Source organism: Phreatobacter sp. GW821-FHT04C01 (genome assembly GCF_059420385.1).
This window is the reverse complement of sequence record NZ_JBWKTP010000001.1, coordinates 727,101-739,070: the sequence shown is the minus strand read 5'-3', so window position 1 is coordinate 739,070 and position 11,970 is coordinate 727,101. Positions and strand designations below refer to the sequence as shown.

General features: G+C 67.2%; 12 protein-coding genes. 3 read left to right on the top strand and 9 right to left on the bottom strand.

Annotation, left to right across the window (positions count from 1 at the left end; translation table 11 throughout):
* Positions 1-4 precede the first annotated feature (4 nt).
* The 3 genes from AC07WJ_RS03490 to tlpA form a co-directional block, all read right to left on the bottom strand.
* The gene (locus AC07WJ_RS03490) at positions 5-298 is read right to left on the bottom strand and encodes a 4a-hydroxytetrahydrobiopterin dehydratase (protein ID WP_494933128.1); all 294 of its coding nucleotides are present in this window, start codon (positions 296-298) and stop codon (positions 5-7) included.
* A gap of 407 nt (positions 299-705) precedes the next feature.
* Entirely contained in the window at positions 706-1,212 is a 507-nt protein-coding gene (locus tag AC07WJ_RS03485; protein ID WP_494933127.1) for a prolyl-tRNA synthetase associated domain-containing protein, read from the bottom strand.
* Between the two features lie 28 nt (positions 1,213-1,240).
* The gene (gene tlpA, locus AC07WJ_RS03480; protein WP_494933126.1) at positions 1,241-1,885 is read right to left on the bottom strand and encodes a thiol:disulfide interchange protein TlpA; all 645 of its coding nucleotides are present in this window, start codon (positions 1,883-1,885) and stop codon (positions 1,241-1,243) included.
* Between the two features lie 78 nt (positions 1,886-1,963).
* Here tlpA and argH point away from each other — a divergent pair, with 78 nt between their 5' ends.
* Both argH and AC07WJ_RS03470 read left to right on the top strand, forming a co-directional pair.
* A complete protein-coding gene (gene argH, locus AC07WJ_RS03475) occupies positions 1,964-3,346 on the top strand; it encodes an argininosuccinate lyase (protein ID WP_494933125.1) in 1,383 nt (460 codons plus the stop codon).
* A 107-nt stretch (positions 3,347-3,453) separates the two neighbouring features.
* Positions 3,454-3,720 (top strand): hypothetical protein, encoded by a 267-nt coding sequence (locus AC07WJ_RS03470; RefSeq protein ID WP_494933124.1) that lies wholly within the window; start codon positions 3,454-3,456, stop codon positions 3,718-3,720.
* 44 nt (positions 3,721-3,764) lie between these two features.
* On the opposite strand, the gene AC07WJ_RS03465 is transcribed toward AC07WJ_RS03470, so the two are convergent.
* From AC07WJ_RS03465 to AC07WJ_RS03450, 4 genes are all read right to left on the bottom strand, one after another.
* The gene (locus tag AC07WJ_RS03465; RefSeq protein WP_494933123.1) at positions 3,765-4,472 is read right to left on the bottom strand and encodes a site-2 protease family protein; all 708 of its coding nucleotides are present in this window, start codon (positions 4,470-4,472) and stop codon (positions 3,765-3,767) included.
* Positions 4,473-4,520: 48 nt separating this feature from the next.
* Positions 4,521-5,756, bottom strand: coding sequence for an argininosuccinate synthase (locus AC07WJ_RS03460; RefSeq protein WP_494933122.1), 1,236 nt, complete (start codon positions 5,754-5,756; stop codon positions 4,521-4,523).
* 66 nt (positions 5,757-5,822) lie between these two features.
* Positions 5,823-6,569: a phosphatase PAP2 family protein gene (locus tag AC07WJ_RS03455; protein WP_494933121.1), complete on the bottom strand. Its 747-nt coding sequence runs from the start codon at positions 6,567-6,569 to the stop codon at positions 5,823-5,825.
* 69 nt (positions 6,570-6,638) lie between these two features.
* Complete coding sequence (locus AC07WJ_RS03450; RefSeq protein ID WP_494933120.1) at positions 6,639-7,250, bottom strand: septation protein A; 612 nt, start codon at positions 7,248-7,250, stop codon at positions 6,639-6,641.
* Between the two features lie 78 nt (positions 7,251-7,328).
* On the opposite strand from AC07WJ_RS03450, the gene AC07WJ_RS03445 reads away from it, so the two are divergent.
* Complete coding sequence (locus tag AC07WJ_RS03445) at positions 7,329-8,027, top strand: fumarylacetoacetate hydrolase family protein (protein ID WP_494933827.1); 699 nt, start codon at positions 7,329-7,331, stop codon at positions 8,025-8,027.
* Here AC07WJ_RS03445 and AC07WJ_RS03440 read toward each other — a convergent pair.
* Positions 8,014-8,559 carry a YcxB family protein gene (locus tag AC07WJ_RS03440; protein WP_494933119.1) on the bottom strand — a complete coding sequence of 182 codons (546 nt, stop codon included), beginning with the start codon at positions 8,557-8,559 and terminating at the stop codon, positions 8,014-8,016. The genes AC07WJ_RS03445 and AC07WJ_RS03440 overlap by 14 nt on opposite strands.
* A gap of 191 nt (positions 8,560-8,750) precedes the next feature.
* Positions 8,751-11,939 carry a translation initiation factor IF-2 gene (infB, locus tag AC07WJ_RS03435; RefSeq protein ID WP_494933118.1) on the bottom strand — a complete coding sequence of 1,063 codons (3,189 nt, stop codon included), beginning with the start codon at positions 11,937-11,939 and terminating at the stop codon, positions 8,751-8,753.
* Positions 11,940-11,970: the final 31 nt, after the last annotated feature.

The window sequence follows — 11,970 nt, the reverse complement described above, 5'->3', positions numbered from 1 at the left end:
GCGCTCAGCCGCCGGCAATCGCGTCCATGGCCTTGGCCAGCGTCGTGTCGAGATGGGTCACGCCCCCGGCGTCATGGGTCGACAGCGTCACCTCGACGGTCTTGTAGACATTGAACCATTCCGGGTGATGGTCCATGCGCTCGGCGATCAGCGCCACCCGGGCCATGAATCCCCAGGCCTCGGAGAAATTCCTGAACACGAAACGCCGGGTGATCGCGTCCCGGCCGGCCACCTCCGACCATGACGGCAGGGCGGCGAGTGCCACGGTGCGTTCGACCGGGTCGAGCTTGCTGGGCATATCGATCACTCCCGAGGTCCGTGCCTGCGCCTGGAACGCGCCGCTGCGTCGCAGCCGGATGGCGCGGCGATGCCGGGCACCTCCGCCGCAGCATGACTCGAAACGGCGATTTTGGGTAACCCGCAAAAAAAGCGGGCCGGCGCCAGGCGCCGGCCCGCACGTTCGCGTCGGAGGGGATGACCGAACGTTCACCACCGGCCTTTCGGCTGGCGGCGCTCGTGCCCGATCGGACAGCGCCCCGGGGGGCTGGGGGGCTGAAGAGTCCGAAGCGGCGTCGATCAGGCACGAGGCAACGATCACAGGCTCGCTTCGGCTCTTGGCCCCACCGGGGCCGAATTGGGGCCGGACCATGGCGCCGATGACAGCCCTGTGATGAACCGTTCTCCAACCGGAGCCTTCGACGGCAATCAGCTGCTGGCCCGCACGATAACAGGCGCATGACCCGTCGCGGTCAGGAACGTCACCAGGTCGTTGCGCCCGATGCTGGTGGTCGCGGTATTTTCCAGCGGATGATAGTTGAGCACCGCGTGTTCCATCATGGCGGCGTCGAGCACCACGGTGACCCGGCCGTCCGGATCGGCGATCGCGCCGAACGGCGTCACCGAACCCGGCTTGACGCCCCAGACCTCCTCCAGAAGCTCGCCCGAACCGAAGGACAGCCGCCCCGAGGCGCCGATCGTCTCGTGCAGCCGCTTCAGGTCGATCGCCGCCGAGCCGAGCGCCACCACCAGGAACAGGCGGCCCTTCTTGTCCTTCAGGAACAGGTTCTTGGTATGGCCGCCCGGAATGCTCTCCTTGACGTGCTGGCTCTCGGCGACCGTGAACACGGCCTCGTGCTCATGGGTCGTGGTCTTGATGCCGAGGCGGTCGAACAGCGCGAACAGCTGAGCGCGCAGGGGGGTGGTGTCGGGCATGGGATCTGGGAACTGCTTCGGAGGGATATCAGCGGGCGATCGCCGCACGGATCAGGTTGAGCGCATCGTCGCTCGCCCATTCGGCCGGACCAGGGAGGTGGCCGAGCTCGCAGCCCTGGGCATCGATCAGAAGCGTCGTCGGCATGCCGAAGGCACGGCCGACCGATCTGAGATCCTGAAACACCTTGGCCGAATGGTCGGCGTAATTGGCGAGGTGCTGGATGCCGGCCTCCTGCAGCCAGGCGCGGGCTTTGTCCGGATGGCGCGTGTCGATATTGACGGCGACCACCTCGAAATTCTCACCCCCCAGCGTCGCCTGCAGCTTGTCGAGCGCCGGCATCTCGTGCCGGCAGGGCACGCACCAGGTCGCCCACAGGTTCAGGAGGACGATGCGCCCGCGAAAGTCGGACAGCTTCAGGTCGCGGCCGTCGGCGGCCTTGAAGCTGAGGTTCGGGCTCGGCTGCGGCCGGTCGGTCACCTTGAAGGCGGCAACTTCGCCGCGCGCCAGCGGCTTCAGGCGGGCGGAAAGCGGCTGTGCCGCCGTGCAGGCCTGCACACCTGCATTGCTCGACAGGCCTCCTGTCCAGTAGAAGGCCCCGAGCCCCGCGCCAAGGCCGATCAGACCAGCCAGCACAATGATCACTTTCGCACGGGACACTGAAGAACACCTCATTTCGGCAAGATCGAAAAAACCGGCAACCGGTTTTCCGCCCGATCATGCGACAAGACAAGAACGATCGAGGACGAGACGATGAGCAATGCGATGTGGGGCGGCCGCTACGCCTCTGGACCGGCCGCCGTGATGGAAGACATCAACGTCTCGATCGATTTCGATCAACGCCTGTATAGGCAGGACATCGCCGGCTCGAAAGCCCATGCGGCCATGTTGCGCGCTCAAGGGATCGTGAGCGACGCCGACGAGGCCGCGATCCAGAAGGGCCTCGACCAGGTCCTGGCCGAGATCGACGGCGGCACCTTCGTCTTCAAGCGCAGCCTCGAAGACATTCACATGAACATCGAGGCGCGGCTCGCCGAGATCATCGGCGCCCCGGCCGGACGGCTGCACACCGCCCGCTCGCGCAACGACCAGGTAGCGACCGACTTCAAATTGTGGGTGCGCGATGCCGCCGACGGCCTCGATGCCCAGTTGAAGGACCTGCAGCTGGCGCTGGCCGAGAAGGCGCTGGCCGAGGCCGCCACCGTCATGCCCGGCTTTACCCACCTGCAGGTGGCCCAACCGACCACCTTCGGCCATCACCTCATGGCTTATGTCGAAATGGTCGGGCGCGACCGCGGCCGGCTGCAGGATGCCCGCCGTCGCCTGAACGAGAGCCCGCTCGGCGCCGCCGCCTTGTGCGGCACCTCCTTCCCGATCGACCGGCACGCCACCGCCAAGGCGCTCGGCTTCGACCGGCCGACGGCCAATTCGCTGGATTCGGTCGCCGATCGCGATTTCGTGATGGAGACGCTCGCCGCGGCCACCATCACGGCCGTGCACCTGTCGCGTCTGGCCGAGGAGATCGTCATCTGGTGCTCCTCGCCGTTTTCCTTCATCCGGCTGTCCGACGCCTTCTCCACCGGCTCGTCGATCATGCCGCAGAAGCGCAATCCGGACGCCGCCGAACTGGTCCGGGCCAAGGTCGGCCGCGTGCTCGGCGGCTTCAACGCCATCGTCGTGGTGCTGAAGGGCCTGCCGCTGACCTATCAAAAGGACATGCAGGAGGACAAGGAGCCGACCATGGACGCGCTCGCCTCGCTGTCTCTGGCGATCGCCGCGGCCGCCGGCATGGTGCGCGACATGACTGCCAATGCCGCAACCATGAAGAAGGCCGCGGGCCAGGGTTATTCGACCGCCACCGACCTCGCCGACTGGTGCGTCCGCACGCTCGACATTCCCTTCCGCGACAGCCATCACATCGCGGCGAAATGTGTCGGCCTCGCCTCGGCCGAGGGCGTGCCGCTGCACAAGCTCACGCTCGCCGACCTGCAATCGGTCGACAAGCGCATCACGGCCGATGTCTTCTCCGTGCTGTCGGTCGCCCGTTCGGTCGCGAGCCGCGTCAGCTATGGCGGCACCGCGCCGAAAAACGTCCGCGCCCAGGCCCGCCGCTGGCTGAAGAAACTGGCCGGCTGAAAAAACCCGAGCCGGTCGGCCGCAGCCTTTGAACCTTATCGCGCGAGGTCGCCACCCATGGTCACCCCACCGCATGTCGCGGCGGGGCCTGAACCGGGGAGGCGACCATGTTTGCTCTCATCGACATCAGAAAGTCGGCTCTCACCTTGCTTGCTGCCGCAGCCTTGTCGACCGCAGCAGGTCTTGCCTCTTCGGCTCAGGCCTCGATCGCTTCCTCCGGCCACCGCGCCTCGATCATGATCAGCCAGGCGACCGAAGCCGGCATCCATGAGCACAGCGGCCGGAGCGAACATCGGCTGACCCGCCCGGCCAACCGCTTCAACGGTTTCGTCGGCACGCCCGGCCCGAAAGCCGGCTCGATGCGGAGCAAGTGATCCGCGATCGATCGCGATTGGCGGCGCACCGCTCCGATGGCGCTTCAGGCGAAGTCCTGCGGATTCTTCAAGGCCCAGCCATTGATCGCGATCAGGAGCAGGCCGAGAACGATCGCAGCGAACCCGATCAGCCCGGCCGCGGCGCAGACCCACACCCCGAAGAACAGTCCGAGCGCGGCCGTCACACGGACCGCGGCCGGCGGCTTTGCCACATGTTCCAGCAGGGCCTGCACGATCAGGCCACCGTCGAGCGGAAAGCCCGGCAGCAGGTTCAGCAGGCCGAAGAGGGCATTGAGTTCGGTAAAGGTCTTGAGCCCGGCAAGAACCGGGTTGAGCCAGGCCGAGCCGCCACGCACGAAGGGTGTGGGGAACCATGTGCCTTCGCCGAGCAGCAGCATATCCGGGCCACGGGCCAGAAAGGCCACGCCATGGAACAGCGCGAGGCCGACCAGCATCAGCGCCAAGTTCATCAGCGGGCCGGCAAGGCTGATGGCGATCCGTTGGGGGGTCCGAAACCCCGCGTGATCCAGCAGTGCGAAGCCGCCGAAGCCGTGCAGCAGGATGGCCTGCGCGCCGATGCCGAACCGCCGCGCGGTCCAGACATGGGCCGCCTCGTGCAGCAGGATCGACGCCACGATCGCAACGGCGAGGACGACGACCAGCAGGCTCGCCGTGACGAGGCCGAAGCGCTGGAATTGCAGAGCAAGATAAAGCGGGATCAGGACCAGGGTGCCATGCCAATGGAGCGGCACCCCGGCGAACGATCCGCGCTGATCGCTGCCCGCGAAGGGCACCTGGGCTTAGAGGCCCAGCTTCTTCTTGCGCTGGCCGAGCGTGCGCAGGCGCAGCGCGTTCAGCTTGATGAAGCCGGCGGCGTCGCGGTGGTCATAGGCGACCGCGCCTTCCTCGAAGGTCACCAGGTCCTGGTCGTAGAGCGAATAGGGGCTGTCGCGGCCGACCACGATGACATTGCCCTTGTAGAGCTTCAGCCGGACCGTGCCCGTGACGAATTCCTGGCTCTTGTCGATCAGCGCCTGCAGCATCTCGCGCTCGGGCGAGAACCAGAAGCCGTTATAGATCAGCTCGGCATATTTCGGCATGATCTCGTCCTTGAGATGCGCCGCGCCACGGTCCAGCGTGATGCTCTCGATCGCCCGATGGGCGAAATAGAGGATCGTGCCGCCGGGCGTCTCGTACATGCCACGCGACTTCATGCCGACGAAGCGGTTCTCGACCAGGTCGAGCCGGCCGATGCCGTTGACTTTGCCGAGCTCGTTCAGCTTCGTCAGGATGGTCGCCGGCGACAGGGCCTGGCCGTCGATGCCGACCGCATCGCCTTCCTTGAAATCGATGGTGATATAGGTCGCCTTGTCGGGCGCATTCTCCGGGCCGTCGGTGCGCGAATAGACGTAATCGGGCACTTCCTGGCTCGGATCCTCCAGCACCTTGCCCTCGGACGAAGCGTGCAGGAGGTTGGCGTCGACCGAGAACGGCGCTTCGCCGCGCTTGTCCTTGGCGATCGGGATCTGGTGCTGCTCGGCGAATTTGATCAGCTGCTCGCGGCTGGCGAGATCCCATTCGCGCCAGGGCGCGATCACCGTCACGTCGGGCTTCAGCGCGTAATAGGTCAGCTCGAAGCGGACCTGGTCGTTGCCCTTGCCGGTGGCGCCGTGGGAGACGGCATCGGCGCCAATCTGTTCGGCGATCTCGATCTGGCGCTTGGCGATCAGCGGCCGGGCGATCGAGGTGCCGAGGAGATAGAGCCCCTCATACATGGCATTGGCGCGGAACATCGGGAACACGTAGTCCTTCACGAAGGTCTCGCGCAGGTCTTCCATGAAGATGTTCTCGGGCTTGATGCCGAGCAGCAGCGCCTTGTCGCGCGCCGGCCCGAGTTCCTCGCCCTGGCCGAGATCGGCGGTGAAGGTGACGACCTCGCAGCCATAGGTGGTCTGCAGCCACTTCAGGATGATCGAGGTATCGAGGCCGCCCGAATAGGCGAGGACGACCTTCTTGACGGCTTTCTTCGGGGCCATGGCTTCAATCCACACAAGGAAATGTCTGCGCCGGCTTAAAGAAGCCGGCTCGCGGGCGCAAGCTGGCTAGCCCCTGCGCGCGAACAAACCTCTGATCCACCAGCCGATCGCGGCGAGCCGGTCGGCGACCACGTCGTCGTTCGGAGCGCCCCATCGCTGATAGATCCAGTAGTGGAAACCGATGACGATGAGAAGCGTCGCCAGGATGCCGATGAGCACATCCGACAGGAAGTGGCCGCCATAGGCGATGCGCAGCGCGCTGATCGCCGCGGTGTAGATGCCGACGCCCAGCAGCGCCGCGGGCCGGAGCGCCGGCGGCGCGACCAGCGCCGGCGCCACCAGCCAGGCCGCGCCCGAGGCCTCTCCCGAAATGAACGAGCAATTGGTGCGGCAACCGGTGCCGTCGCCGGGCCGCCACCAGGGCGTGAAGGCCCATTGACCGCCGAACGCGGTGACATGGACCGGGCGGGCACGGTCCCAATGCTCTTTCAGGACGACATTGACCAGGACGAGGGTGGACGCGAGCAGCGAGGCGACGAAGAACACCGCCATGCGCGCCGGCAGGATCGGCTTCGTGCCCGGCAGGGCGATCTTGATGACAAGCGCGGCCAGTGACACCACGCCGAGCGCGATCGTCGGGATCATGCTGACCCGCCTGATCCCGTTCAGCGCGGGATAGGCCGACAGCCAGAAGCCGGCCTCCTCGGTCCAGAACAGCCGGGTGACCGCCAGATCGAGCTGAGGAAACAGCGCGAGCACGAGCGCCGCGACCGAGAGCGCGGCGACGACGCCGAAGAGGATCTTGCGATACAAGCGATGTTCCGGTGCGGCTGGCGGACGGATGACCCGCCTTCTACAGCAGCGGCCCTCGCTCAGGAAGCCTCAGCGCGTCTCGCCCGAGCCGGCATTGGCGTCGTGCCTGAGGATCAGCGGCATCTGCGCGAGCGCGAAGACCATGGTCAGCGGCATGATGCCCCAGACCTTGAAGGCGACCCAGAAATCGGTCGTCTGGGTGCGCCAGACCACTTCGTTGATGAGCGCCAGCAGAAAGAAGAACCCGGCCCAGCGCCAGGTCAGCAGGCGCCAGCCCTCATCGGTCAGGTCGAAAACCGAATCGAGCACGATCTTCAGCAGATTGCGCCCGGTGATCGCCGCCCAGAGCAGGATCGAGCCGAACAGCACGTTCACCACGGTCGGCTTCAGCTTGATGAAGACCTCGTCGTGCAGGATGAGGGTCAGGCCGCCGAAGACGGTCACCACGACCGCCGAGACCAGCGGCATGATCGGCAGCTTGCCGATCAGCGAATAGGTGATCGCGAGCGAGGCGAGCACGGCCGCGATGAACACGCCGGTCGCCAGGAACAGCCTTTGGGTCGGGTCGACCGCAAACCACTTGTCGCCATAGGCGTTCATCAGGAAAAAGATCACCAGCGGACCCATTTCGAGCGCGAGTTTCAAAAGGGGCGCCAGCTCACGTTTTTCAGTATGTGTCATCATCGGCTTCGTCATGGACAAATGGTGGGCTGAGATTAGCTTGTGCGCACCCGCCTGACCATCATCCCGGAGTTTCAATTGTCCTTCGTCTTCGAGCCCGTCGCCCGCCCTGCCCTGCCGATCGTGGGCACCGACAAGCTGTTCCCGGTCAGGCGCGTCTATTGTGTCGGCCGCAACTACGCCGCCCATGCCCGCGAGATGGGTGGCGACCCGACCCGCGAGCCGCCGTTCTTCTTCCAGAAGCCGGCCGACGCCCTGCAGCCCGTGCCCCATGGCCAAACCGTCGAGCATCCCTACCCGACCAAGACCGCAAACTACCATTTCGAGCTCGAAATGGTCGTCGCGCTGGCCAAGGGCGGCCGCGACATCCCGCTCGACAAGGCGCTCGACTGCGTCTTCGGCTACGCCGTCGGCCTCGACATGACCCGGCGCGACCTGCAGGACGAGGCCAAGCAACTGCGCCGTCCGTGGGAGCCGGGCAAGGCCTCGGATTTCTCCGGTCCAGTCGGCCCGCTCTACCCGGCCGCGACCATCGGTCACAAGCTGAAGGGTCCGATTTCGCTCTCCGTCGACGGCGTGGTGAAGCAGAAGGCCGACCTCTCCGACATGATCTGGTCGGTCGCCGAGCAGATTTCCTATCTCTCGGCCTATTTCGAGGTCTTCCCCGGCGATGTCATCTTCTCCGGCACGCCGGACGGCGTCGGCGCGGTGACCCGCGGCCAGACCATGACGGCGACCGTCGACGGCCTCGGCGAGATCAGCCTCAAGGTCGTCTGACCGGCGGCTTGGCCACCTTTCGCAGGACCAGCGCCTCGAAGGCCGGCCAATCACCCGACACGATCCCGCGCCGCGGGATCGTGATCGCCTCGATCTTGCCGAGGAACAGGAAGACATAGTCCGGCGTCAGCACCGTGTTGGCGACGCCGGGCCAGTCGAACCGGCCGCTCCAGGCGCCGACCGACCAGGCGATCGCGGCCTCGTCGGCGGCGATGTCGATCAGCCGGTTGGCCGCGGCAAAGCGCGAAAAAGCCCAGCGGCCGACCACGTGGTCGAAGAACAGATCGACCGCCGGCACGAACAGCGCCAGAAGCAGCACCCATTTGAGCACGTCCCAGCGCAGATAGGCGCCCACCGGCACCGAGAAATTGCCGAGCCAGGCGACGAACACAACGAAAATGACCGCCACCGTGAGGTAGCGGACGATCCAGCCATGGCGACCGAACGGGCCGAGCGAGCGCTTGGCGCGCATCAGGGCCCGATAGTCGGTGAAGGTGCCGGTATAGGAGAAGCGGAACGGCGGCTCGTCCATGCGGGTCTCCGGTGACCGGAGATCGCATGCGGGCATGCCATCTCCGCCTTCATGTCGCGGCCGGCTGACCCTGCCAGAGACGTGGAAAAGCACGGCCGTCGCGGGCGCGACGCGCGGATCCTAAAAGAACGGCCCGCTGATCGCCAGCGGGCCGCTATGGGTTGCGACGGTCGGAACCGGTCGATGGCGCCTTACAGCGAGCGCTTGATCTCCTCGACGCGATAGCACTCGATCACGTCGCCCGCACGCATGTCCTGGTAGCCTTCGAAGGCCATGCCGCATTCCTGGCCGACCTGAACCTCCTTGACCTCGTCCTTGAAGCGCTTGAGCGTCGACAGCTTGCCTTCGTGGACGACGATATTGTCGCGGATCAGACGGACATGAGCGCCGCGTTCGACGCGGCCCTCGGTGACGCGGCAGCCGGCGACCTTGCCGACCTTGGTGATGTTGAACACCTCGAGGATCTGGGCGTTGCCCAGCATGGTTTCGCGCAGTTCCGGCGCGAGCATGCCCGACATGGCGGCTTTGATGTCGTCCACCAGATCGTAGATGATGTTGTAGTAGCGGATTTCGATGCCGGACCGGGCCGCCGCCTCGCGTGCTTCCTTATGCGCGCGGGTGTTGAAGCCGAGCACCGCCGCACCCGAGGTTTCCGCCAGCGTGACGTCGCTCTCGGTGATGCCGCCGACACCCGACAGGATGACGCGCGCCGAAACCTCGTCATTGCCGAGCTTGGCGAGCGCACCGATGATCGCTTCGACCGAACCCTGCACGTCGCCCTTGACGATCAGCGGGAATTCCTTCTTCCCCGCCCCCGCCTTGAGCTGCGTCATCATGTCGGCGAGCGAGCCGCGGCCCGCGCCGACGCGCGCCGCCTGCTTCTCGCGCTTCTGATGCGACCGGTAGTCGGTGATTTCACGAGCGCGAGCTTCGCTCTCGACCACCGCGACGCGATCGCCGGCTTCCGGCGTGCCGTTGAAGCCGAGCACTTCGACCGGCGTCGACGGGCCGGCATCGGCGAGCTGCGTGCCCTTGTCGGAAATGAGCGCGCGCACGCGGCCCCATTCCGAACCGGCCACGACGATGTCGCCGGCGCGCAGCGTGCCGCGCTGGATCAGCACGGTGGCGACCGGGCCGCGACCGCGATCGAGCTTGGCTTCGATGACGGTGCCTTCCGCCAGGCGGTCCGGATTGGCCTTCAGGTCGAGCAGTTCCGACTGCAGCTGGATCAGCTCCAGCAGCTTGTCGAGATTCTGACCGGTCTTGGCCGACAGCTCGATCTCCAGCACGTCGCCGCCCAGGCTTTCGACCTGGACTTCATATTGCAGGAGGTCGGTCTTGACCTTTTCCGGACGGGCGTCCGGCAGATCGATCTTGTTGATCGCCACGATCATCGGAACCTTGGCGGCCTTGGCGTGATTGATCGCCTCGACCGTCTGCGGCATCACCGAATCATTGGCGGCCACCACCAGCACGACAAGGTCGGTGACCTTGGCGCCGCGGGCACGCATCGCCGTGAAGGCGGCGTGACCAGGCGTATCGATGAAGGTGATCTTGCCGCCGAGCGGCGAGACGACCTGGTAGGCACCGATATGCTGGGTAATGCCGCCGGCTTCGCCGGAGACCACATTGGTCTTGCGCAGCGCGTCCAGCAGCGAGGTCTTGCCGTGGTCGACGTGGCCCATGATGGTCACGACCGGCGCACGCGGCTGCAGCAGCTCGTCCGCATCCGGAATATCGAAGAGACCCTCTTCGACGTCCGACTCGGCGACGCGGGTCACCGTGTGGCCGAGCTCCTCGGCGATGAGCTGCGCCGTGTCCGCATCGATCACATCGGTGATCTTATGCATCTGGCCCTGCTTCATCAGCATGCGGATGATGTCGACCGCGCGCTCCGACATGCGGTTGGCAAGATCGGCGATCGTGATCGTCTCGGGGATCGTGACTTCGCGCATGATCTTTTCTTTTTGCTCGGTCACCCTGCGACCGGTCATGCGCTGGACGCGGCGACGGAACGAGGCCTCCGAGCGCATCCGGTCGGACGCGTCCTCGAGCGCATTGGTCAGCGTCAGGCGCGTGCGGCTCGGGGCATCCGGCGTCGGCGTCGGGCGGGCCGGCGGGGTCGCCGCCTTGCCCGGCATGCCGCTGCGGCGCGGGGCGCCGCGCGGTGCGTCGTCATCGTCACCGGCACCGGGACGCGGACGTCCGGCCGAGGGCGGGCCGGACCGCATCGGGCCGGCGCCTTCGGGACGGGTCGGGATAGCGCTCGCCGGCGCTCCGGCGCCTGCGCCGAACGGACGCGGCGGACGCGGGCCGTCGAGGCGCGGCGGACGGCCGTCGCGCATCGGCGGACGGTCGCCGAACGGGCGATCTCCCGGCGGGCGATCCGGACGCGGGCCACCGAAACCGCCTTCGCGCGGCGGACGGTCGCCGAACGGGCGGTCGGTGCGCGGCGGGCGGTCGCCGAACGGACGATCTCCCGGCGGGCGATCCGGGCGGGGGCCACCGAAGCCGCCTTCACGCGGCGGACGGTCGCCGAACGGACGGTCGGTCCGCGGCGGGCGATCACCATAGGGGCGGTCACCGGCCGGACGGTCCGGGCGCGGACCGGAGAAGCCGTCGCGCGGCGGGCGATCGCCGAACGGGCGGTCGCTGCGCGGCGGCGGACGGTCGCCGGCGGGACGGTCGGTTTGCGGGCGATCGCCCTGGGGGCGGTCGATGCGCTGCGGCCGATCGGTGGCGGGCGCACGCGCCTCCACCTGCTCGGGCTGCTGTTCGGCGGGCGGGGCCTCGGCACGCGGCGTGCGGCCGAGATCGTCGAGCCGCTGCGGCCGGCCGTCGCCACCGAACCGGCGGCGCGCTTCGAATTCGGCACGGCGACGCGCGTCTTCCTCGCGGCGATGACGCTCGTCTTCCTCGCGCTGGCGGCGGTCCTGCTCGGAGCGCTCGGCGTTGCGGCGGGCTTCCTCTTCGGCGCGGCGACGGGCTTCCTCTTCGGCGCCCTTGCGCTCGTCGGCCTCGCGCGAGCGCGCGTCGGCCAGCGCACGGTCACGCGCGTCGCGTTCCTCGTCCGAGAGGGTCCTGAGGATCATGCCGGCGGCCGGCGGCTTGGCGGCGGCGGGAGCCGCCGGCGGCGCGGCCGGACGCGGCGGCGCCTCGACGACCGGCGGCGCGACGGGGGCCGCGGGTGCGGCTGGCCGCGGCGGCGGCGCAAAGCTGCGCGGCTTCGCCGAGACTTTCTCCACCACCACAGCCTTGCTGCGGCCATGGCTGAAGCTCTGACGCACCATGCTGTGTTCGGGTCCGGCGGGTTTCTTCAGGCTGAGCGTTTTACCGGTCAGGCTGATCGTCTTCTCGCCCGGGGTCTTCTCATCGGTCATTCGGTTCTGGTCCTGCGCCTAGCGGCTGGTC

Bases quoted from the DNA above. Each gene is read 5' to 3' on its own strand.
- AC07WJ_RS03490 (WP_494933128.1), bottom strand. From the start codon at position 298: ATGCCCAGCAAGCTCGACCCGGTCGAACGCACCGTGGCACTCGCCGCC.
- AC07WJ_RS03485 (WP_494933127.1), bottom strand. From the start codon at position 1,212: ATGCCCGACACCACCCCCCTGCGCGCTCAGCTGTTCGCGCTGTTCGAC.
- tlpA (WP_494933126.1), bottom strand. From the start codon at position 1,885: ATGAGGTGTTCTTCAGTGTCCCGTGCGAAAGTGATCATTGTGCTGGCT.
- argH (WP_494933125.1), top strand. From the start codon at position 1,964: ATGAGCAATGCGATGTGGGGCGGCCGCTACGCCTCTGGACCGGCCGCC.
- AC07WJ_RS03470 (WP_494933124.1), top strand. From the start codon at position 3,454: ATGTTTGCTCTCATCGACATCAGAAAGTCGGCTCTCACCTTGCTTGCT.
- AC07WJ_RS03460 (WP_494933122.1), bottom strand. From the start codon at position 5,756: ATGGCCCCGAAGAAAGCCGTCAAGAAGGTCGTCCTCGCCTATTCGGGC.
- AC07WJ_RS03450 (WP_494933120.1), bottom strand. From the start codon at position 7,250: ATGACACATACTGAAAAACGTGAGCTGGCGCCCCTTTTGAAACTCGCG.
- AC07WJ_RS03440 (WP_494933119.1), bottom strand. From the start codon at position 8,559: ATGGACGAGCCGCCGTTCCGCTTCTCCTATACCGGCACCTTCACCGAC.
- infB (WP_494933118.1), bottom strand. From the start codon at position 11,939: ATGACCGATGAGAAGACCCCGGGCGAGAAGACGATCAGCCTGACCGGT.